Genomic DNA, 22338 nt, shown 5'->3' with positions numbered 1-22338 from the left:
AACAAAATCTCTCTTCTAACGAAAGATTCCGCCGAAAATCATCGCGATTCTCGAGACCAAACCGAGGCGTTCCAGGGAATCGTCCGATTTCGCGATCTCATAGTGCGAAAGATTTACAGACTTTGTCTTTAGACGAAATTCAAAAGTAAAACCAGGCCAAAGAGTCGTATTCTTTCCGTTCTTCGTACGATACCAACTCATACAACCTCCGGTATTCCAAATCGACTTTTCCAAACGCGCTTGAATCTTTCGATTATAACGATCTTGAGCTTCCTTCAAAACATTGATGAATTTCAATTTTTTCTTCCGTAGAGAAAGAATACATTGAAGAGTATAATTGATCTGCGATTCGATCATCAAAACCATAGAACTATGACCGAGGCCGGTATTGGGACCGACGATCAGAAACATATTAGGAAAACCTGAAACTGTAGTCCCTAGATACGCCTCGGCTCCGTTTTTCCAAGCGTCATTCAAATCCAATCCACCCAAACCCTTCACCTCGAACGGAGACATCGCATCTGCGGCCTGAAACCCTGTCGCTAAGATCAAAGCATCGAGTGGATATTCCACTCCATCCTGAGTGACGATCCCATTCTCATTAATTTCCTGAATCGCGCTCGTAATTACATTCACATTCTGTTTTTGTAATGCACCATAGTATTCATTCGAAATAAGGACTCTTTTACAGCCGATCGTAAAATTAGGAGTCACTTTTTTTCTAAGAATCGGATCCTTTACATTCTTATTGATATAACCTTTTGCAAAGAATTCTAAAATCTTCATAAGACCTGGATGAACGGTAAAGGCAATCACCCTAAATTCTAACATCCAATAAATCGCCATTCGAAAAAGCCATTGAGCCGGCGGGAAATATCGAAAGAGTCCTCTTTCAAAATTCGAAATTGCACGATCCGGTTTCGCGATTACCCAAGGTGCCGTTCTCTGGAAAAGATTCAAAATTTTCACATTCGGTTGAATGGCAGGAACGATCTGGATCGCGCTTGCACCGGTTCCGATCACTCCCACCGTCTTCCCATTGAGATCGTAAGAATGATCCCATCTCGCAGAGTGGAACATTTTTCCTCTAAACTTTTTAAGACCGGGAACATCCGGTAAAACAGGACGGCTCAAACCTCCCGAACCGTTGATCAAAGTTTTTGCTTTGTAAGAATTTCCATTCGAAGTCTTCACGTTCCAAAACCCGTTTTTTTCGTCAAAAATCGCGGATTCCGCTGAAGTATTAAAATGAATATGCGGTCGGAGATCGTATTTATCCGTACAATGATTGAGATATTCTAAGATCTCCGATTGAAGACCGTACATTCTAGACCAGTTTGGATTTCTTTCAAAAGAGAAAGAATAAAGATGCGACTGAACATCGCACGCCGCACCGGGATAATGATTGTCCCTCCAAGTCCCACCCACTCCAGAGGCTTGTTCGAGGATTAAGAAAGAATGAATTCCTTTCTCTTTGAGACGCACTCCCATTCCAAGACCTGCGAAGCCGGTACCGACTATAATTGCTTCCAAGGTCTGAGTTCCGGATGATTTTGTTTTTAACTTTTCTTCTTTCAATTTCTGAGCCATTCCCCAATTCTCCAAATTAGATTCGAACTCTTAGAAAAATCCCAAAACGGAACCTTTCGTTTCTTCGAATAAAAAATCTTATCAGGAAAGGAAATCTGATTCGACCAGACTTATGATTTTTGACTGGAATTACCTGATCGATTCCGAAATCGGAAAGGAATTTTTAGGTGTCACTTTTTTCCTTCGAGCGAGGTTCGAAAAGGAGAGAATGGAATTTTACGAAAGATTTCAGGATGCTGAAAAGTTTCCTCTTTCCAAAAATTTTTTCCTCGTCTTATCCTGAGGACTTTTTTCTCAAAGGGAACAAAAATGCCAATAAATGGCGCTTTGCCCCGCCGATCGAGCGGCCAAAAAAAAACGAAAAAAAAATAAGAATGTTACGAAAACCCAAAACCTTTCCAAAGAAGAATGTTCGCCTGAAAAGCAAATCTTTACTGTATCAAGTTTCCGTCGGAATTACGACAATCGTCCGTAAAAACCTCGCGCGCCCCACCCTATTTTTGGGTGGAGGGGTGGGGGGCGGAAAAAACCGGGAGATTTCCCTTATCACAAAATCAAACGTCTCGCAAATAAAAATTACCACGTAGGAACTCCTACAAAACTCCCTCACAAAATCTCGTTTTCTCAAAATTCACGTCCACTCACTGAAAAGGACAACCGCGAAGAGAAAACAAAAATCCGTTCTAGTGATTTAGGATAGAAAGAAGAATTTCCCTGGTCGCAACGCCAGTGAGAGAAAAATCACGCCCCGTCTCTTCCAATAGTTGGTTGGCTCGTTTCGGATCCAAGGTCGGAAAAATTTCTTTCATTTTGGTGCCGAGTTCTTTTTCTAAATCATATTCAGGATTCATTGTGTACTCCGGACTAAATGTATCAATGATTGATTCGTTGATATCCGTCGCGTGGGAAGAAGCCTTCTTTCCGACGAACTTCATTAAATCTTCGTTAGACGATGCCTGCGGAAAACCCTCGACTTCCTTTGTCAAAAAGCCGGTGAGAGCGGAAGTCACCGGAGTCGGGCCTTTATAAAACTGAATCAAGCCGTAGGAAACAAAATCTTCGTAGAGAAAATGACGGTTCGAAACCAACTGAGTTGTTCTCGCTTTCATTACTTTTTTTGCATCTTTAGAAGAAAAAACAAAACGGACGTAATAAAAGAATCCCGCGTCAGGAACCGCTTTAGAATGATAAGGTTGTCCGATGTCTTGGATATAATGACAGGCCCAAGCGGCAAATCGATATTTCCAATAATCGTGTCCTGTTTTTCCTGCTAAGCGAGAAAGTCGGGAAAACAATTCGATACGATCCAACATCATTCCGCCTTCCACGATTTCCGGAGCAAAAATAGAAAGAAGCCAATTCTCATTCTGAAACTGCATGTGAAACGGCGCCTTACTACTTTCTCCATCCGGTTTTCCATAGGGTTGTTTACCATAACCGTATTCTGAGATTCCCCAAAGACTATGATCCATTCCCCAGTCGGGTTCATCGATATAAGTGAAAAGAAGGGAACGAATCCGAATCTTTCCACCATTCTTAGAAATAAATTTCGCGGGTAATTCGGGCGTATCGGGAAGATAAGGAGAAACGGAAGAAGCTAAAACGTTCCCTTGTCTCATCGGATTACTGGGAAGAATTCTCTCCACATCTAAGAATTTTGTCGCAGGATTGAGACGAGCCGCGCGTAAAAATTCTAAGACGCTCGCGTGATCGGGACGGAACTCGACTTTTTGAAATCGCTTCGAACCTCTTGCCCGCTCCCATTCCGCGAATTCATCAAACAAAATTTTAAGAGAATCCCTTTCCTTCTTAACGAAAGAATCAAGAGATTCCGACATAACCTCTTGCGAAGTAAAACTCATACTCGGATGTTCCAAAGCACGGTCCATAACAAGATAATGAGTTCCCCAAGAAAACAAAGATCCGGGAAAAAGAAGAATTAGGAAAAGTGCGATCACCTTTTGCCAAATCCTTTCAAAGGGAAGATTAATTTTTTTAGGAAATTCAGCCTTTGGCCGAAGGAAGGAATCGCGTATTCTATTTGGAATCATAATTCTCTCTGTTTCTCTCAGTTCTTACCTCCAAAAATCCGGAGAAACGGAACGAATGCAATCAAAGAACTAAATTCTCGTTTTTCCTTGTAATTGCCAAACATCCAAAATCTACGCAAACAGGCGATAACGTTTATCCAAGAATGTACTTTTAACAATCGCCCAAGATTCCCGATTAAGAATTAGGACAAAGTTTTCGATTTTGATATTTTTTTTATGAAATGCGATCTCTAAAAAAGACCCAACCAGCAAAAATAAAGGAATCAACAGACGACTTTTCGGAATGAATGCCGTTCATCCATTGGAAATTCTAAGTGCTCTGTACAGCGGATTCAAAAAAATCGAAAAGAACTCATCGATCACAGAATACAATGAACTTTCAAGAACAAAGAGAGCTAACGCTCTTTCCAAAGGACAGCAAAATGCAATACATACTCTCTTCTAAACTAAGAATTTTCTTTCTTTTCTTCTTTTTGATCCAATGCGGAACTGAAAATCAAAAAAAGGAGAACGACGCCGCACTTCTTGCTTTAGGCCCCGCTTTCAGTTCTTCCAATCCGAATCTGAATCAGGACGATTCCGTGATCCCGCAAGAGGTTCAATCCATATCTCCCGCACATCGCGGAAAATTTCGATCGGCATACACGGAAGAAGGAATTCACTTTCAGTCGAATAATTGTCAGTCTAATGGAACATTTCAACTGGAACGGATCTCTGTCTCGGATCCGATAGAAATCAATATCGTATACAAGGAAGCGATTTCATCGGGAACGATCTTGCTTCAAAATTCGTCGCAAGTTCCAGTTCCAGGAACGATATCCTATCCGGATTCAAAATCGATTCGTTTTGTCTCCACGAGCAAAGGAGAACTTTATTCCAAATACAAAGTTATTGTCCAGAACGTCACAAAAGCGACTAACGGATCAAGCATTCAAAACGCAACATGGACGTTCCAATATGATCTAAATGGAGATAGAGGAAACACCCCCAATCAAATCACAGTCGACTGTCAGGAAAACGGGGGATTCAATCAATGCGCATACGTTTCTAAATTTGGAATCGGCCTCGTTTCCTCACTTGCGTCACCACAATCCATTTTTGCACAAACGACAAACGACTACGAGTCCTACTTCGGATTACAAAGCTCGGACGCAAACGGAATCGTACTTTGGCTATATGAAGTTTGTAAAATCGAAGATGAGACCGCGAATATCACTCCGCTTGCGACGGGAAAATTTTTATTCGCGAAAATGACCGGAATCGGCGACTTCAGTATTCCTCGTGCATTGATAGAACAAAACGAACTGTATACAGGAGCGGTTTACCAATATTATAAGAATTCAAATGGAGCCCAATTTGGACAACCGCTCTACCCTGAAAATATTCAATTGATCACAAATCAGCACTGATTTTAGAATTTTCCCTGCGTACAAAATCGAATTATGAGAAACTTTTTCTAACTTTTTCTTGTAATTCGATCGTATTCAATTCTACTTCAGAATCCCTTTAGAAAATCACGTTAACAGTCACCGCGACAATTCTTTCCAATATCTGAGTTATTTTTTCAAATTTTAAATTTTCTAAAAAGAATCCGAATCTCAGTTGGAAAGAGTTCATTGCATATCGAATTATTTTTTCTCGGTTTAAGAAAAAAAAGAAACATCAAAAAGGAACAAAGCCCAGAAATAACGGAATGAACAACTCACCAAATAGAAATTATGTGATTTTTCATGAAAATTCTAAAATCCTAATCGGTTAACTCAAACTGTAAGACCAGAGTGCAAATACGAAACCAAAAAAAGAACGTTACTCTCCTTTGCGTTGAAGCATAGCTTGCGAATGAGTAAATCGCAAAATGAGAACTCTGTGTTTCCGTTTGGAGAGTATCGTTCCGAATTTTCGAGATCCGGATCTTCTGAGTAATTTGAAAAATAAAAATATGAAAACCAACCTGACTACAAATTGGAACGAACATCATTTGAATATAAAAAGGAATGATTTCGTTCTGAGCATGCAAATACAATAAGGAGTTTCCCATTGAAACTAAAAGAAACCAAAATAAAAATCACCTCGATACTACTTATGATCGGACTTCTGATCGGTGCGATGAATTGCAAAGAGGAAAAAAAAGACGATTTGACCCCTTTACTAGCGTTAGCCGCTGTTTCTAGTCAAACTGTTGACCTTCCTCAACCTGCGAACAACACAGGGATTTTAAAGCTCGGTGACCAGACCTTTATTCTCGCCGATCTTCAGGATTGTAAATTGGGAATCGCAAACGTTGGAATCACCATAGGCCAACTCCCGAACGTACTTCCTGTCTTGAACGTGCATGCTATCGATCCTACGAAATCTACCGTGACGATTGGCGCTGGAGGATCCCAAATGGATATCGACAAAGCCGCTGGAGTGGTCTATATGGCAGGAAAAAACAAAGTCGCCGGCTCTTGTTCAGCAACCGTAAAAGAAAATTCGGCAACGGTCTACGATCTCCAATTGATCGATTGCCCAGTTACGGATGAATTGAACGGTCAGGGCGGTAACGCGCCGGATACAACTGCATCCTTCCGAGTACGTTGTACGAAACAGTAATTTTCATACTCCCCTTTAAGGACTTAAAGGGGAGTTTCGTCTCTTTTCAGTCACAAATTTTGTACCAAACAAAATTGCCTCGATTCGCCTGATCATAAGAATATCGAAATCCAATTTAATACGATGTAGATTCTAACGTAGAGACTTTGAAAAATACGTAAAGATTCAAGAGAAATCTCAAAACAAATTGGACCTTTCGATTCTCGAGACATTTAGGATTAATCGGAATTCTGATTTTCGAAAACCCAAATTATCTTTGAGTAATATGAAAATTGAAATCGAGCTCATGTCGACGCGGAGCAAACTTCCTCTGAAAAAAAATAGACTACAGAAGGATTCTTCCGCTCCAACAAACATTTTTAGGAGTTTCCCATTGAAGACAATGCAAATAGAATTAAAAATCGCGACCCTGATCTTGATGATCGGCGCGTTTACGAGTTTTTCGAACTGCGAGAAGGACAAAAAAGAAGATTTGACGCCATTGCTCGCATTAGCCGCAACACAGAAAACAGTAGATCTTCCCCAACCCGCCTTGAACACGGCCAGCCTGAAATTAGGAGACGTTCAATATACATTAACGAACGTTCTAATTTGCACAGCAGGAGTGGTAGGCGGCGGCTTTACGATCGGTCAATCCGCCGCAGAGTATCCTCCAGGATTAAACGTACATAATATTGATCCGTCCAAGAACACGATAACCATCGGAGCCGGTGGCTCTCAGATGGACATCGATACGACTATTGGTGTCTACATGGCAGGGAAAAACAAAGTTGCCGGCTCTTGTACAGCAACCGTAAAAGAAAATTCGGCGACGGTCTACGATCTCCAATTGATCGATTGTCCAGTTACGGATGAATTGAACGGTCAGGGCGGTAACCCGCCGGATACAACTGTTTCATTTCGAGCACGTTGTAGGAAACAGTAATCCGTTCACTTCCCTCGTTCAAAGTCGAGGGAAGTTTTTCTCTTTAGGAACGTTTTAAAAGCCAACCTCCGATCAAAACGGCGCCGATCTCCATTGCCATGCTGATGTAAATGTATTCGTTCCCGGGTCCGTCCCAAAGAAGGGTATAGAGCCTTCCTAACAAGAGACCGCCTGCCGTAGTAACGGAAAGTAAAAGTCCACTCGAAAGCCATTCCTTCCGAAAGAGAGCAAGAACGAGAACGATTCCAATGCCGAAACAAAGTCCGCCATACATAGCGCGAAAATCGGCTAAGGCCGCGGTTGTTTGCAGTTCAATTCCGATCCAAGAAGCCAATTTCAGCGGAATCAAGAAAAAACCGATCGCGAAGGCGTCGTACACCGCGATGTTCATGAGGAGAAAAATTTTTGAAATGAGGGAAAGAATTCGATCCTGATCGACGGATCGAGTTATCGTAAGATTGTCGTTTTGCATTCTTATCATCCTAGTTGAAGTTTTGTAACGAAAGACAGTCTACCCCATTTTCGAAAGCCCATCGACTGGAGTTATAACGGCTTACATATTTTTTAAAAGGATTAGGAAGTCTTTTATTGGAAATCGCGTTTTCTAAGAAGAAGTGAAAAATGTGGCGTCCTCTCTTGAAAATTTGCGGTAGCCCACCGGAGTTTTTTGCGTGAATTTTAAGAAGGCCTCGTTAAAAGAAGAACGATTATTGAATCCTACCTCCATAGCGATTTCGATGACGGTCTTATCCGTTTCGTAAAGAAGTCTTTTTGCCTCTTCGATTCGATATTCATTCAACCAGATAAAAAAACTTTTGTTGAGTTTACGATTGATCAACTCAGAAAGCTGATGAGTGGTAAGAGAAACCCTCTCTGCAACGGAGGAAAGAGAAATCTCTTCGTCTTGAAAGACCTTTTCGACTTTCATCATTACTTCAAGTTTCTTGAGAATGGAATCCACTTCCAATCCTCCAAGCCGAGAACGGGAATATTTCGCCTTTACGAGTTCGACATGAATCGTCTCCTCAAACTCCGGATATTTTTTCCTGACGTAATAAACCAAACACAACGCGAGCGTCACAACCCAACTTGAAACTTTCAGAAAGAAGAATTCAACGGAAATTCCCAAAAAACCAAAAATGGAAACGAAGAAAAAATCGATAAAAGAAATCCAGATTAAAAGTTTGAGTTTTTTTTCTTGAACGGAAGATAAAATTCGAAGAATCAAAATCCCGTAATAAAAAGAATACAAGGCCGAAACCAAATAAAGCGCTTTGAAAAGACATTCCGCTTCGTTGAGCTCCGAGAAAGGAAAATCCCAAGGAAAAAAACGAACCGTTGAGAATAAAATAGAAATGGGAAAAACGACCACAATAGCCGGCAGAAGAGAAATCCAAGGGAAGATTCCAAATCGGAATTCTTCCTCAACCATCGCTCGAATGGAGAGATACGCAACCGGACCGATCGTAAAAAGAAAAGGAAGACTGAAAGCAAGATAGATGGACGGATCCCGCAAAACTCCTTGAAAGACGATCTCGTTTAACAGTTGTAAGACGCCGATCAGAATCAAGACGATCGAAAAATACGTTTGAAACTTGGTCCTCTTGGGGAGAAGAAGGTCCGGGACCGCGAGCAGAAAGGCCAAGAACCCGCCGAAAATTGCAAACGCATTCCCGAACCAATCCAAGTAAATCATATCATCTACGATACGAAGGATGTGATTGGATAAAGGTTACAATATCCAATTCCATCTTAGGACCCAAATCTTGGTAAACGAATTTAGGAGGCGAACTCACCTGTTTTAGGGCGTTACACCCCATTCTACCACATTCTTCCGGAATGGAAGAAGCCCATACCGCTCCTAAAACCGAATATCCGTTATCGTATTGAATCGTCGTTAGTTGATTCAAATTTTTATCATATATCTTAATTTCCGTTTCTGCTTGTAAGGAAGCATAGCTCGGGATCAAACCGAAAGTTATGACGGAGAAGATCGAGGAAAAAAGCTGAACAAAACTTCCGGCAAAATTTTTCGTTGATTGAAAAGCAGGATTATGAATGCCAACGACGTAATAGTCCGCGCCGACGTCCTTTAATTTGTAAATTCTTTCCTCTCCCTTTTTTTCTATACTCGTAACATAGGTGAGTTCCAAAACTCCACTCTCTTTCACTTCGTTCAGATAATCCTTCACAAACTTCTTAACTTTTTCCGAAGGAACGTCTTTTCTAAAACCGAAAGACCTCAAGTCCGATGCGTAAAATCCGTTCTGAAACTTGGGAACGGTTCGATCTGGATAAACCAGATTGGCCGTATAAATTCTTTCCTGAGAGTTCGAAGTAGTCAATTCCGCGGAAAACGGACGAAAACCGATATAGACAATTCTTCCCTTAGATAGATTCGGAATTATCGCGGACTCGGCTGGACTTTTCTGGACGTAATAGTGGTAATTACAATTCAGAAGGAACAAAAATAAAAAAAAGAAGAATCGGAAGCTTTGCTGATCTTTCATAATTTTTTCTTAAAGAAGGTTTCAAAAATCGAAACCTTCCTTTAATATTAGAATCAGTAAAACGATTCTTCTTTGCAATCAAAAAGAAAATCGATTTCTCTTTGAGTCAATTTTTTTCAAAATCGCAGTTCGATTCCGAAATTCAAATACGGAATCTTATTCTTATCCGTCTGCAATGCTTGTTGACCGTTGATATACATATACTGCGTCTGAGGATTTGCGCCGGGAACATGGGGGAGAATCGGTACAAAAGTTCCGGGTCCGGAGGCAATCCGATTTCCCGTGATGTTCACGAGCTCCAAATAGAGTGTAATTTTTCCCCAATCCGTGTGAATGAATCGATCAAAACGGATGTCGAATTGTTTATAATGAGGAAGCCTCGCCGAACGATGCATATCCGAATAAATCGGCTTATACACCGGCAAAGAACTACTCCCGCTTCCGCTCGAGGAAAGAGGAGGTAGATCAGGAAATGCTTCGCTGATGCTTTGATTCAAAGTAGTCTGGACCGAACCAGATACGGGAGTATATGCATAATTCGTTAAGTAGGTCGTTTTTATTCCGATCTGCCCCTTGTCCGAAAACTTCCAGCCGAGCACCATCGTAAAAACGTGAGTTCTGTCGAAGTCGTACAATTCTTCCTTAGAGTTTTTGAGAAGAAGATCGTAACTTCCATCCCGATAATAATTCGCGTAATAGTGCTTCGTATCCTCCTGATGAAGCAATTCTTTTGAAGAACTTTGTGCTGACCAAGCGGCGTATTGCTGGTCGGTCATTTCAGGAAGATTTCGATTTCTTTTCGTGACGGACTTCGTATAAGAGAGCCAGCCGTAAAAACCAGAGTCTGTGCTCGGTTCTTTCTTAATAAAAAGCTCCACACCCTTAGAGAAGCCGTTCATCGAGTTGGAATAATTCAGATGATTCGGACGAAACAAGGAAGAATTTACATTCGGATCCAACGACTCCCGCGCGAGATCCCGATTTCTTGAGAATGGATCCATTACGAACGGATCGGCGACGCTTAAATTGGAAAACGTATTGTGATACCCTTCCACTTTCACATTCCAAAGAGCCCCGACCTTTTGATCCCATCCGATTTCTGCGTGGTCCGATTCCTCCATTTTCAAATTTGGATTCCCTGTTTTCGCCGAATAACGACTAACGTCGACCGGCGCCTGAAAGTGTTTTCCATAACCTGCAAAAATGCGAGACTGGGTCCAAGGTATCTCTTGACTGACTCCGATTCTTGGGGCGGTTTTCCAAACCTTTTCTTTATCGTAGTATTCCCTCCTAATTCCCAAATTTACGTTTAGATCTTTGATCTTTATTTTGTTCTCTAAAAAATAACCGATCTGTCTCGTATTCACCGAATCTCCTTCCAAAATCGCCGTTGTCTCCGGAGACGAGAGCAATAGTTTATGATAAAAGTTATAAAACGGATCCGGATTGAACTGCGTGATCTTTCCCTTATAACCCGCATTTACTTCCCGATATTGTCCACCGAAAGCGATTTTCCAATTTCGTTTTAGCAACTCAATTTCGGAGATATTTTCCAACTGTTTTAGATCGTTAAAGTATTCGTTTTGTACCGTGTGAACTCTTTCAAAAAGGGAAAGTGGATTTGTCTTTTTCGAAAAATCCAAAACCAAGGTATCCAGACCGCTTTCCGTGATTTCATTGAAGTAATTTCTGGAAACATTGAAAGTATTGGTGATCGCGTTCGTCGGTTTCCAAATATGCTGAAACCCGTCCGTCCTAAAAACGCGATTCAATCTCGCATTATCGGATGGGGGCTGAAATGCGGATCGACCGGCTTCCTTCGGTGTATATTGACTATATTCCTTAAAAGGATATCGTTTGTCTCTTGCGCCGAACGTCTGAAAGGAAATCGAATGTTTGTCGCTGATATCCCAACCTATTCTCGCCTGATAATCGTTGTAATCCGCCAAAAAAGTTTCCGTCGGGATCAGGTGAGGAATTTTTCCGAAAACAACGTTTGGATAGTATTTCTTCCCGGAAACGGAAACATTTAAGTCTTTTGTAATATTATGGTATGCGTATACATCCGTAAGGAGCGCGTTCAAATGTGCCACTCTTAGATTGGAGTCTCTTTTTTGAAATCCTTCAATGTTGATAATTCCTCCCGTTGCGAAGCCGTAACGCGCAGAATAAGAACCGGAATACAATTCCATAGAACGGATCGCCTGATTGCTGATTACGGACGTCAAACCGTCCGCGTGAAACGGATAACTCATCGGAAGTCCGTTGAAATAGAATTGATTGGCCCTGGTCCCCGCCCCTCTCATCACGAGAAAACCTGGCTCTCCGTTCGGTTTGTCCGGACTGCTCGAGGTCGATTTTTGGTTAAACGTCTGAATCGCGTTCTGAAAACTGGAACCGGTATAAGTCTGATACAACGGAGTCACTCCGGGCAAAGATTGAACCGCTTTCAATGCGTCTCCGAAACCGCCCGGCATTCGAATGGCGTCTTCTTGATTTAATGTATAACTCGGCGGAAAGTCGGGCTTCTTTCCGACTACGTTGATACCCGAGTCGAACTTTCGTTTTGGTAAGAATTCTACGCGTTCCTGATCGGAATCAACACGAATCGATTTCTGCTCCATTCGACCGCTTTGAAAAGTAAGTACAACGTCGTAAGTTCCGCGACGTTGCAATTCAACGGAGAGTTCTGTCTGATCGGAAAAAGAAAGAATTTTAGAATAGCCCTCCCCTCGAATCCAAACTTCCCTCGGCGGATCCGTCTTAGAAGCCGCCAATATTTTTAAACGTGCGGTAGTTTGCGATAATACCTCGCTTGTAGCACTCAACAAGAGCGCGAGTGAAAATAAAAGAATCCTTTGGTTTCGATCTGTTTTTCGATCTTGAAATCCATCTTTACCGTACGATTTGCCCATGGTCGCTAAGACCGTAAGTGTGTTTTTTACTTTCCAATGGTTCCCGTTTTTTAAAGTTCAATATATAAAGTGAGTATTATAACATTAATATTTTATAATTCAACCGTGAATAGGGAACCCCTTCAATCCGTTACTAAAGTATAAAAGTTCCGGAACAAAAGAACAAAATCGGATTTTTGAACATTCGATCTTGGATCTTTCCTCAGAATCTAAATTTCGTCTAACTTTACATTTTTTTAAACTCTAATTTTCATAGGTTCATTGATAGTTTGTTGATCAAGGTAAGAATATTTTAACAATTCTGCGCCCCCTTCCTCAAGTGATGCCTAACGGATTTCGAGCTCTGATAAATCATTCTTAGATTCACCCACGATCGGCCCTTGTTTTTCCTTTGAGTTTGGGTTCAGATTTAGAAAATTATTCCACTGCGACAGACTGAGTTCGTAAGCTCTTGGTCCCCCAAGTGATCAAATTTGTCCAAGCAGGTTATGAATATGCATGTTTGTTCTTTTTAAAGAAGTAGCCCAAAGCAATCGATTTGATTGAATATCCGGAGTCCGATTTACAAATAATTTTTGATCTCCGCCTTCTTGAATCCAAATTGTATGAATGGAATCTCTGAAATTCTGCGGTCGAGGAAAGGTCGATCTCCTCGATAGGAAGAGGAAGTAGAGTAGCAATGGAACACGATTTTCGACATTCATGAATCGAAATAAACAATCGGGCATAATTCCTTGGAATTTTTTTGATCTTCTTTGTGGATTATTCTTCTTAGAACAAAAAACTCTGAAGAGAGGTTGATTCAATATTCTTCCACTTTTAAAACCATAGCATTTCCGTATGGGAATGAGATGAAAGAACCGGAATCGAAACTTTTTCTTTTTTTTATCTTGGATCAGCTCCAAATATTAAGGTATTTTAATGTATCAATAATCTCTGAAGGAGAAATCGTAGATAGAACGGCTTTTTCAAACAACGCAGAACACAAGGAATTCAAATCGTTTCCATTGCACTTGCAAGCGAGAAGAGGACAAAAAAAATCCATGCCCTCCTTTCGGAGAGACATGGAACTTTCTAATGTTTGTAACGGTTGCTGTTTACTTACTTCTTCAATTCAGGAGCAAGTTCCGCGAGCGGAACCTTGTCCTTTGGAAGAGAAGCATAATCCGGGAATTCGTATCCGTTTGGATAGTGTTCGTGATCTTCCGGATTGTAAAAGTGAACGTAGTCTTTGCGGTAACCCCAAGAAAAAACGGATTTTTCAGGATCTTGACCGACGACCAAACAACGAGGATTGATCCAACCTTCCGCGGTTTCGGTTTTTACACGAACAAACGGTCTTGGGTTTGGTCCATGATTTCTATAGTCATACACTCTTACAACGGTTCCAGGTGCAACTCTCTCCTTCACGGCGGACGTCGCATCCGCTTCCGCAAAGATTGGTACCGTCGGGTTCAGAGAAGGATTCACCAAACTAGGATCACAATTCTTATGATTTGTAACCTGGGCCAATTTGGAACATGCTCCCAGAAGAAGAGCCGTTGCGGTCAAGAGAACAACAAGTGTTATATTTCTTTTCATTCTTCTTCCTCTTTATTGATGATGATGCAGAGCTTGATCCAATCTAGGATCCCCCACCGGGATCAATGGAGCCGACTCATAACGTTTGAGAACTACAAAGGCGAACAATCCGATAAACCCGATCACCGCTCCGAAAGTAAGAACCAATCCGGAAAAATTAAAGTGTTCGAAGTTCGCCGGGAAAACCAGCCAGTAGATTTCGATCACTTGTGTAAATACGATCCAAAGAGCGATCTTCACGAGTGAATTGATATCTCGTTTGTTCGGACGATTCAACAAAAGAAGGAATGGAATTACGAATTTAATAAAAGGAAGAGCGTATGTGATCACTTCCCATCCGCCGGTTAATCTTTGTTCATAGAAAAAAGTTTCTTCCGGGATATTCGCATACCAGATCAACATAAACTGTGAGAATCCTACGTATGCCCAGAATGTACAGAAGCCGAGCAGAAACTTCCCGATATCGTGAATGTGATTTTCGTTTACGAGGTTTCCGAGATATCCTTTCTTTTTCAGAAAGTAGATCATAATCACGAGACTGGAAAGTCCGGTTTGATACGCGCCTGCAAAACAATACACACCGAACATGGTAGAGAACCAATGCGGGGTTAAGGACATGATCAAATCGAAAGAAGCGAGAGAAAAGGAAAGTGCGAAAAATACGATAAACCCACCGGACAATCTTGCGTTGAACTGCGTGTGCGCTACATCCTTATCCTGATCTTGTTTCGTGGATCTTTTGTAGAAGAGCCAACCGAAAACCGACCAAACCGCTCCGAAAAGAATCATTCGAACTACGAAGAAAGGAATGTTCAGAAGAGGTTTCTTGTGTTGCAGAAGATGATCGTGTGCTACGACGTCCTCATGACTCCATTCGTAAAGATCGTGAATACCGAACGTGGTAACGAGCAAAAGAACCGCGACAACCGGTAAAAACAAACCGTATCCTTCCGCAATTCTTCTGACCGTGACGGACCAATGAGAACCGGTGATATGACTGATCGCAGTAAAGAATACTCCCGCGAGAGCAATCCCGGTGATAAAAAAGGTTCCGATCAAAAACGCGGACCAAGCCGGATTGGAATGTCCACCCTCGTGTCTTGGAGGTGTGTGTGATAGGGTAAAATACCCGATGAGTAAACTCAAAACTCCGATCCCGATCATCCCGAAAAGGGCGCTACGAGTTTTGGAGTCGAGTTTAAAGTTAATCAGATTTTGTTCGACTTTGACTTCCATGATTCTTAATTCCTGGCCACGTCTTTTTTTGTTCTTTTCTCGTATTCCTGGAGTTTTCTCACGTAGAGAACGATCTTCCAGCGGTCTTCGGGAGAAACTTGAGCTGAATAGCTTTTCATCCTACTCCATCCCGCGGTTATCACGTGATAGATCTGTCCGTCGGAATATCCATTAACCCTTTCGTTAATCAGAGGTCGCATATTACCAAATTCGTTTATGGCCTTCAAGCGCGGCTCCGGACCAACGACGGTTCCGTTCCCTGCTCCTCTTACGCCGTGGCAAGGTGAACAATAAGTTTGGTATTTCGCCTCTCCTTTTTGGAGATTCGCTAAATCATTCTTATAAGGATTAGAAAGTCCTTTATTAGGTAATTGTGTTACGTCCATTCCGAGGAATTCGTATGGATGATAGTTCACAGGAATCGCGCCCTTCGGAGGAATTCTGGACGCCGCTCCGTTGCTCGAAATCGGATCCACTTCCTGCGCTTCTCTCGCAGGAGAATCTGCCATATCCGGAAAGTATTCCAGTGGAGGCGTTTTGGACTCGCAGTTCCAAAATAGAACAGCGGCCAAAAGAAAAATCAGTGATTTAGTAAATTTCATTCTTGTCGCTACTCCTATTTCACAACCTCGACGTTTTTTCCGCCAAGACCTTTGATAAAGCTAACCACTTCGTCTTCCTTGTAACCTTTGGAAGAAGAAGGGATCCAGAGTGCAAACTTGTCCGTAGTGATATCGGGATGCAAAACTCTCCGATTGATCTTCGGAAGTTTGGTTAGAAAGAACATCGCCGCCGCGGTTCCTACACCGGCCATAAACACGGTGAACTCGAATGTGATCGGGATATAAGCAAACCAAGCGTTCAAGTTCTTTCCGGAGATGTTGATCGGCCAATCAAACTTGTGAGTGAGATATTGCATTCCGAAACCTACGGTGCAACCGAAAAGTCCCATGAAGAATGTGACCCAAGGAAGACCGGAACGGGGAACTCCCATCGCGTCATCCAATCCGTGAACCGGATACGGAGTGAAACAATCGAAGTTCGTATAATTCTTCTCTTTCGTTTTTTCCGCCGCAGAAATAATTTCCGCTGGGGAGTCGAAGAGGCCGAATACTCCGGCGCTCGTTTCTTCAAACGTATGAAATTGTTCTTTATGAGGTCTATACATCAGTGGTGTCCTCCGTCTTTGTGAGGCATTACGGTTTTGACTTCCGCGATCGCGATAACAGGCATGATTCTACAGAACAGAAGGAACAACGTGAAGAAGATTCCGAACGTTCCGATGAGCATCATGAAGTCGTAAACGGTTGGAATATACATATCCCAACTGGAAGGAAGGAAGTCCGCGTGCGTCGTCATAACGATCACGTATCTTTCGAACCACATCCCGATGTTTACGACGATAGAAATGATAAACATGACCGGAATGCTGGTTCTGAGTTTTTTCCACCAGAATACCTGCGGAGAAAAAACGTTACAGCTAAACATAATGAAGTAAGCCCAACCGTACGGACCGAAGGCTCTGTTTACGAAGGTAAATCCTTCGTACTCGTTACCCGAATACCATGCCATGAAGAACTCGGTGGAGTAAGCAAGACCCACGATCAAACCAGTGACCATGATGACCTTGTTCATATTCTCCAAGTGTTTCATCGTGATGTAGTCTTTCAGGTTGAACACTTCTCTCGCGATTACCATCAGGGTCACAACCATCGCGAATCCGGAGAAAATCGCCCCAGCCACGAAGTATGGAGGGAAGATCGTCGTGTGCCATCCAGGAAGAATGGAAACCGCGAAGTCGAAGGATACGATCGTGTGAACCGAAAGAACCAGAGGAGTGGAAAGAGCCGCGAGGATCATCGCAACCATCTCGAGGTGAGACCAGGCCTTGTTCGAGCCTACCCAACCTAAAGAAAGAATGTCGTAGATCTTACGTTTCATCTCACCTTTGGAACGGTCTCTTACAGCCGCGATATCCGGAATCAAACCGATATACCAGAACACGAGAGAGATCGTTAAGTAAGTCGAAACCGCGAACGTATCCCAGATCAGAGGAGAACGGAAGTTGACCCAAAGAGGCCCTCTTTCGTTCGGATAAGGGAACAACCAAAATCCCACCCAAGGTCTACCGATGTGGATGATCAAGTTGGAAGCGGCGGTTAACACGGCGAAGATGGTCATCGCTTCCGCGGCACGGTTGATCCCTGTTCTCCATTCTTGGCGGAACAGATAAAGGACGGCTGAAATCAGGGTTCCGGCGTGACCGATCCCGATCCAGAATACGAAGTTTACGATGAAAAATCCCCAAGCCACAGGATTGTTGATCCCGAGGATATAGAGACCTTCCCACATTAGATATCCGATGATACCTAAATCGATGACTGTAATGGTAAGAACCAGAAGGAAAGCCTTCCACCACAAAGAAGTGGGGAACGCTTCGACCGGTCTAAGGATATCTTCGGTAACGTCTCGAACCGACTTACCGCCGGTTACGAGAGGCTGGATATCCAGGGCTTCTTTGACTGCGTTGGACATTGACATAGCTTTTTACGTTACTCCATTAAATTGAGCTTCTGACTCGGGTCAGGTACGCAACCTGAGGACCGACGTTCAGATATTCGAGAACACGATACGATCTTGGATCGGAAGAAAGTTTCGCAACTTCGGAAGTTTTGTCGTTCGTATTCCCGAAGCTGATCGCATCCGCGGCACAACTTTGTTGGCAAGCGGTTTTGACTTCTCCGTCTTTCAGAACTCGACCTTCGTTTTTCGCGGCGATCTTCGCTTCCGCAATTTTGTGAGAACAGAAATTACATTTTTCCATTACCCCGCGACCGCGAACCGTAACTTCAGGATTGAGTCCCAGATAACGAGGAGCCTTCGCGCCTTCCGCACCGTTATACCAGTGTTGCATCCAGTTAAAACGTCTCACTTTGTAAGGACAGTTGTTCGAGCAGTAACGAGTTCCCACACAACGGTTGTAAACCATGTCGTTGATCCCTTCGGAACTGTGAACGGTTGCAAGAACCGGACAAACGGTTTCACAAGGAGCGTTATCGCAGTGCTGGCAGAGCATAGGCTGGTGAGCCACTTGGAGAGTTTCCGGTTGATCCGGCTCGCCGATGTAATAACGGTCGATACGGAGCCAGTGCATCTCGCGACCCACGCGAACTTCATCACGTCCAACGACCGGAATGTTGTTCTCTACCTGACAAGCGATCACACAAGAACCGCAACCTGTGCAGGAAGAAAGGTCGATACTCATTCCCCATTTGTAACCGGGGTAAGAATAATTCGGATTCGCTCCGACCGCATCCACGAGTTTTCCGTCTTTGAGAATCTTAGGAATCTCGGATGCTGCCTTGCCGGAGGCAGGGTTTTTACGGTATTCTTCGATGGAAGTGGATTGAACGAGCGGACGATCCGGGTAGTTAAAACCGGGAGACAACATGTGGTGATGCTGAGTGCAAGCCAACTTGTAAGTCTTTCCTGTTTTCTCCAGAGAAGTGACTGCGATTCCTGAATAGATTCCGTTTTCGGAAAGAACATACGCATTCTTACCAACTCCGGTTCCGACGGCGCCCGCAGCAGTTCTTCCATAACCGACCGCAACACCGATCGCTTCTTTGTGCATTCCAGGTTGGATCTGCGCCGGAAGTTCGATCGTTTTGTTTCCGGTTTTTAAAACCAGAACGTCGTTTGAAGAAATTCCCTTTTCTTTTGCAAGAGCGGGAGAAAGAAGAATGTAGTTGTCCCAAGTAACTTTGGTGACCGGATCGGGAAGTTCTTGGAGCTGAGAATTGTTCGCGGCTCTACCGTCTCCGATCGCAGAGGTTTCATACAACGCGAGTTTGAGTCCCGCAGAAGGAGAAGCGATTTTTTTAAGAGCGGAACGGTTGAAGTTCCGAGAAGAACCGGCGGACTTCTTACGATCGGACGCCTTTACGGTGGTTCCGATTCTTAAGAGGTCTTCCCATTTTTGTTTCGAACCGAGTTTTTTGGTCCAAGAATTTTTTACGTATTCGTAAAAGCTCGTTTCTCCGCCGAGAGATCCGCCCGCAAAAGCGATCAAACTGTCTTCAAAAGAACGAGAATTGAAGAGAGGACGAACCGCAGGTTGTTGGATCGAGAAAATTCCTTTTGTGACTTCGGAATCTCCCCAAGACTCGAGGAAATGAGTGGTGGTCGCGAGAACGTTAGACGCAAGCGCAGTCTCATCCGCACGATCGCTCAAAGAAACGACTAACGCGGCTTGGTGAAGAAGGTTTTTCCATTCTTCTCCCGCTTGATAAACCAGGTTGACGTCGTTTACGAAAAGAACGCCTACTTTGGTTCCTTTCAGCTCGGAAGCTAAAGAATTCAGATTGTTCGAATAATCCGCAGAACCTTCTTTTTTCGGATTGGAATGATCCACGGTTTTGCCGTCATTTTCCAAAACGCTGTTGAGAAGGTTTACAAGAACTTGAAGATCCACTGCGTCTTTGGTCGTCGCAGCGAGACTTCCCGCAACCACGAGAGACTTGCCTTTGTTGGACCAAAGAGCCTTTGCAGTCTTACGGATATTTTCTTCGCTCACACCTAAGGAAGAAGCGAGGCTTGCAACGGTAGCACCGCCTAACGCGTCTTTTGTGTTGGCTCCGAGTTCGCCGAGAGCCGCCGCGATCGCAAGAGCGAGAGCGGTTTGATCCCCGGGACGAATCGGAAGACGAAGATCGGCATTGGATCCCGACATCGTAGGAATGGATTCCGCCGCTACGAAGAAGTTTACGTCCTTCGCACCGTTACGAAGATTTCTTCTTTTAGAAAAATCTTTTTGGTGTTCCTCGGGAGAAAGCCAATTGCCCATAAAGTCGCAATCGATAGAAAGAATTACGTTCGCGAGATCGAAGTGATAGTTCGGAATGAGAGCCTTTCCGTAGGAAGCGGCCTGCCCTTTTGCCACAACTTCTTCCGCAGAAGTAAGAGAAATCTCGTAGTGTTTTCCACCGCCAACCGTGCGAAGAAAATCTCCGATGATCGACTTCGTGGAAGGAGAATCGAGCGGTCTTGTAACAACGACTGTTTTACCTTTGTTGGAAGCCAGAGCCGCTTTTACTTTTGCGTCAACGGTCGCCCAATCGGCTTTAACCTCAATACCACCTTCGATGGTAGCCGGTCCTTGCGCTCTGTCCGGATCGTAAAGATCGAAGATAGAAGCCTGACCTGCGGCGCCGAGCGCTCCTTGAGAAACCGGATGATCGGGATTTCCTTCGAGTTTCAGAGGACGTCCGTCTCTTGCTTTGATTAGAATCCCGGTTCCTGCATAAACGGAAGCGTAGTAGTAAGAATGTCCGTGTTTTACGAAATCATATTGAGCGTTTTCGTCCGGCTTATTGAGATCCACATAAGGAACGATTTTCTCAATCGGCTTACGCACACAATTGAGAGAGGTCATCGCGACCCCGGCTCCCATCAATTTGAGAAAGGATTTGCGATCGAATTCTCCCGACTTAATTCTCGCGATCAGAGGATCCGGAGAAGTAAAGAATTCCGCTTTTTGCATTTCCTTAACTTCTTCGTCTTTGTCTCTGAGATCATAAGAGAGCCAGTGAGCCTTCTTTTCTTTTTGGAAATTTTTTTGATCCATGCTTAGTATTACTCCCGGTTATCTGTGGCAGGTTGAACAGTCGGTCGGTGCGTTGTTCTCTCTGTGACAATCCACGCAGTATCCCATATTCAGGGATGCGACTTGTTTCACTTTGACCATCTCCGCTACGTTTCCATGACACTGAGAACAATCCACTCCTCTCGAAATGTGACGAGAGTGGTTGAATTGAACGTGATCCGGCATATCGTGCACCTTCACCCATTCAAGCGGCTTGTTTTCGTTATACGATTTTGTCAGCGTTTTGATGAGGGGTTTGGAGGTTGCTACAAGAGAGTGGCAGTTCATGCAAGTTGATGTGGAGGGGACTGTGGCGTGTGCTGAGGTTTCTACCCCGGTGTGACAGTACTTACAGTCTATCTTATTATCTCCGGCATGTATCTTATGATTGAAGGGTATAGGCTGATCGGGCGCATACCCAACATACTTGGAGGGAGAGAAAATCAGATACGCTACGGCCGCGATGGCAATGAGCGGTACCGAAAGTTTCAGTGCTCTGTTATTCATTCGTATGAAGTCCCTATGAATCCAATATTGGTATTGGAAACAGGATTTTTGGTTATGTGAAAAATTGCAAGTAAACGAAGATCCAGGGCCTTTTCTTTGCGTTTATTTTGAAGGCTATTTGAGAATCGAAATCAATTACGAAAGTTTCATCTGTTTTAAAAAAAGTTCTGAAAGAAGAAAAAAAAATTCTTCGAATCCGAAGGAACAACCGAGGAGAATTCTCATTTTTTTGAGAAAAGATGGTTTCAAAAAATGGAAAGTTGACGAGCAAGGAACGTCTAAGGCCTCTCCTTTCGATGCGATCTCCGAAAACTATAAGATGAAATCGAATTTACGGGACGATTCTTCTCTTTTCGGCGGTGATCCCGCTGTGAAATCTCTCAAGGCACAAGAAGAAACGCTTAAAATTGCAAGCTTCAACACAATGTCTCTCTTGGAGGAAGCAGAAGAAGGAAACAAAATTTTCAAAAGAAAGAATTTCGAGAAAAGAATCCGACTTCGAGAAAATTCGGAATCATTTGCTGAAAATCGATTCTCTCAGAATCGTATTGTAAGAAATGGAAAACGAAGTCGCGATCTGGAGAATTCTTCCCAATTCGGATTCTTATAGCGTTACAAAAGCCATTCCCGGAAATAAAAACGATCGAATCGATATTTGAAGGAAAAATCAATATCCGCTTGTCGATGTAAGTTCTGTTCTGATAAAAATGCTAGGTTTCATAGGATTCCTTAAACGGAAGACGAGGGAAATTTTGACGGTGTTCCGGAAGAGAAAAGAGGTCTTTTC

At 43.2% G+C, this 22338-nt stretch carries 17 protein-coding genes; 4 read left to right on the top strand and 13 right to left on the bottom strand.

Translation table 11 applies throughout. The features are described from left to right. Window positions 1-15 precede the first annotated feature (15 nt). Window positions 16-1590: a flavin-containing monooxygenase gene (locus tag DLM75_RS17095; protein WP_118969728.1), complete on the bottom strand. Its 1575-nt coding sequence runs from the start codon at window positions 1588-1590 to the stop codon at window positions 16-18. 683 nt (window positions 1591-2273) lie between these two features. Further along, window positions 2274-3479, bottom strand: coding sequence for a phospholipase C/P1 nuclease family protein (locus DLM75_RS17090; RefSeq protein ID WP_241547975.1), 1206 nt, complete (start codon window positions 3477-3479; stop codon window positions 2274-2276). A 584-nt stretch (window positions 3480-4063) separates the two neighbouring features. Here DLM75_RS17090 and DLM75_RS17085 point away from each other — a divergent pair. The 3 genes from DLM75_RS17085 (at window position 4064) to DLM75_RS17070 (ending at window position 7158) form a co-directional block, all read left to right on the top strand. Beyond that, the gene (locus DLM75_RS17085) at window positions 4064-5050 is read left to right on the top strand and encodes a hypothetical protein (protein WP_147456654.1); all 987 of its coding nucleotides are present in this window, start codon (window positions 4064-4066) and stop codon (window positions 5048-5050) included. 628 nt (window positions 5051-5678) lie between these two features. Then, window positions 5679-6233: a hypothetical protein gene (locus DLM75_RS17075; protein ID WP_118969724.1), complete on the top strand. Its 555-nt coding sequence runs from the start codon at window positions 5679-5681 to the stop codon at window positions 6231-6233. 373 nt (window positions 6234-6606) lie between these two features. Beyond that, the gene (locus DLM75_RS17070; protein WP_147456653.1) at window positions 6607-7158 is read left to right on the top strand and encodes a hypothetical protein; all 552 of its coding nucleotides are present in this window, start codon (window positions 6607-6609) and stop codon (window positions 7156-7158) included. Window positions 7159-7201: 43 nt separating this feature from the next. Here DLM75_RS17070 and DLM75_RS17065 read toward each other — a convergent pair whose 3' ends face one another. The 11 genes from DLM75_RS17065 to DLM75_RS17010 form a co-directional block, all read right to left on the bottom strand. After that, window positions 7202-7630, bottom strand: coding sequence for a DUF4345 family protein (locus DLM75_RS17065; protein ID WP_118969722.1), 429 nt, complete (start codon window positions 7628-7630; stop codon window positions 7202-7204). Window positions 7631-7762: 132 nt separating this feature from the next. Then, window positions 7763-8854 carry an AraC family transcriptional regulator gene (locus tag DLM75_RS17060; RefSeq protein ID WP_118969721.1) on the bottom strand — a complete coding sequence of 364 codons (1092 nt, stop codon included), beginning with the start codon at window positions 8852-8854 and terminating at the stop codon, window positions 7763-7765. A gap of 1 nt (window position 8855) precedes the next feature. After that, window positions 8856-9668 (bottom strand): Lp29 family lipoprotein, encoded by an 813-nt coding sequence (locus DLM75_RS17055; RefSeq protein WP_118969720.1) that lies wholly within the window; start codon window positions 9666-9668, stop codon window positions 8856-8858. A gap of 116 nt (window positions 9669-9784) precedes the next feature. Continuing rightward, window positions 9785-12583 (bottom strand): TonB-dependent receptor plug domain-containing protein, encoded by a 2799-nt coding sequence (locus DLM75_RS17050; protein ID WP_118969719.1) that lies wholly within the window; start codon window positions 12581-12583, stop codon window positions 9785-9787. Window positions 12584-13684: 1101 nt separating this feature from the next. Continuing rightward, complete coding sequence (lsa16, locus tag DLM75_RS17040) at window positions 13685-14164, bottom strand: E-cadherin-binding lipoprotein adhesin Lsa16 (protein ID WP_118969717.1); 480 nt, start codon at window positions 14162-14164, stop codon at window positions 13685-13687. Window positions 14165-14176: 12 nt separating this feature from the next. After that, window positions 14177-15400 (bottom strand): hypothetical protein, encoded by a 1224-nt coding sequence (locus tag DLM75_RS17035; protein ID WP_118969716.1) that lies wholly within the window; start codon window positions 15398-15400, stop codon window positions 14177-14179. Between the two features lie 5 nt (window positions 15401-15405). Continuing rightward, on the bottom strand, window positions 15406-16002 hold the full coding sequence (locus tag DLM75_RS17030; protein ID WP_118969715.1) for a c-type cytochrome: 597 nt from the start codon (window positions 16000-16002) through the stop codon (window positions 15406-15408). A 14-nt stretch (window positions 16003-16016) separates the two neighbouring features. After that, window positions 16017-16568 carry a DUF3341 domain-containing protein gene (locus DLM75_RS17025; RefSeq protein ID WP_118969714.1) on the bottom strand — a complete coding sequence of 184 codons (552 nt, stop codon included), beginning with the start codon at window positions 16566-16568 and terminating at the stop codon, window positions 16017-16019. Next, complete coding sequence (nrfD, locus tag DLM75_RS17020; protein ID WP_118969713.1) at window positions 16568-17935, bottom strand: NrfD/PsrC family molybdoenzyme membrane anchor subunit; 1368 nt, start codon at window positions 17933-17935, stop codon at window positions 16568-16570. Before nrfD ends, DLM75_RS17025 begins: the two co-directional genes overlap by 1 nt. Window positions 17936-17960: 25 nt before the next feature. Next, window positions 17961-21026 (bottom strand): TAT-variant-translocated molybdopterin oxidoreductase, encoded by a 3066-nt coding sequence (locus DLM75_RS17015; protein WP_118969712.1) that lies wholly within the window; start codon window positions 21024-21026, stop codon window positions 17961-17963. Between the two features lie 18 nt (window positions 21027-21044). Next, window positions 21045-21551: a cytochrome c3 family protein gene (locus tag DLM75_RS17010; protein ID WP_083244061.1), complete on the bottom strand. Its 507-nt coding sequence runs from the start codon at window positions 21549-21551 to the stop codon at window positions 21045-21047. A gap of 229 nt (window positions 21552-21780) precedes the next feature. Between DLM75_RS17010 and DLM75_RS24455 the strand changes: the two genes are divergently transcribed. Continuing rightward, the gene (locus tag DLM75_RS24455; protein ID WP_167731776.1) at window positions 21781-22161 is read left to right on the top strand and encodes a hypothetical protein; all 381 of its coding nucleotides are present in this window, start codon (window positions 21781-21783) and stop codon (window positions 22159-22161) included. The last annotated feature ends 177 nt before the right edge of the window (window positions 22162-22338 follow it).

The organism is Leptospira stimsonii (assembly GCF_003545885.1).
GTDB lineage: Bacteria > Spirochaetota > Leptospiria > Leptospirales > Leptospiraceae > Leptospira > Leptospira stimsonii.
The sequence above is the reverse complement of the archived record's forward strand: the minus strand, read 5'-3'. Positions and strand labels throughout refer to the sequence as shown.

What these genes read in the sequence shown, in the direction of transcription:
- DLM75_RS17095 (WP_118969728.1), bottom strand. Translation starts at nt 1,590, where the DNA reads ATGGCTCAGAAATTGAAAGAAGAAAAGTTAAAAACAAAATCATCCGGA.
- DLM75_RS17090 (WP_241547975.1), bottom strand. Translation starts at nt 3,479, where the DNA reads ATGGACCGTGCTTTGGAACATCCGAGTATGAGTTTTACTTCGCAAGAG.
- DLM75_RS17085 (WP_147456654.1), top strand. Translation starts at nt 4,064, where the DNA reads ATGCAATACATACTCTCTTCTAAACTAAGAATTTTCTTTCTTTTCTTC.
- DLM75_RS17065 (WP_118969722.1), bottom strand. Translation starts at nt 7,630, where the DNA reads ATGCAAAACGACAATCTTACGATAACTCGATCCGTCGATCAGGATCGA.
- DLM75_RS17060 (WP_118969721.1), bottom strand. Translation starts at nt 8,854, where the DNA reads ATGATTTACTTGGATTGGTTCGGGAATGCGTTTGCAATTTTCGGCGGG.
- DLM75_RS17055 (WP_118969720.1), bottom strand. Translation starts at nt 9,668, where the DNA reads ATGAAAGATCAGCAAAGCTTCCGATTCTTCTTTTTTTTATTTTTGTTC.
- DLM75_RS17050 (WP_118969719.1), bottom strand. Translation starts at nt 12,583, where the DNA reads ATGGGCAAATCGTACGGTAAAGATGGATTTCAAGATCGAAAAACAGAT.
- lsa16 (WP_118969717.1), bottom strand. Translation starts at nt 14,164, where the DNA reads ATGAAAAGAAATATAACACTTGTTGTTCTCTTGACCGCAACGGCTCTT.
- DLM75_RS17035 (WP_118969716.1), bottom strand. Translation starts at nt 15,400, where the DNA reads ATGGAAGTCAAAGTCGAACAAAATCTGATTAACTTTAAACTCGACTCC.
- DLM75_RS17030 (WP_118969715.1), bottom strand. Translation starts at nt 16,002, where the DNA reads ATGAAATTTACTAAATCACTGATTTTTCTTTTGGCCGCTGTTCTATTT.
- DLM75_RS17025 (WP_118969714.1), bottom strand. Translation starts at nt 16,568, where the DNA reads ATGTATAGACCTCATAAAGAACAATTTCATACGTTTGAAGAAACGAGC.
- nrfD (WP_118969713.1), bottom strand. Translation starts at nt 17,935, where the DNA reads ATGTCCAACGCAGTCAAAGAAGCCCTGGATATCCAGCCTCTCGTAACC.
- DLM75_RS17015 (WP_118969712.1), bottom strand. Translation starts at nt 21,026, where the DNA reads ATGGATCAAAAAAATTTCCAAAAAGAAAAGAAGGCTCACTGGCTCTCT.
- DLM75_RS17010 (WP_083244061.1), bottom strand. Translation starts at nt 21,551, where the DNA reads ATGAATAACAGAGCACTGAAACTTTCGGTACCGCTCATTGCCATCGCG.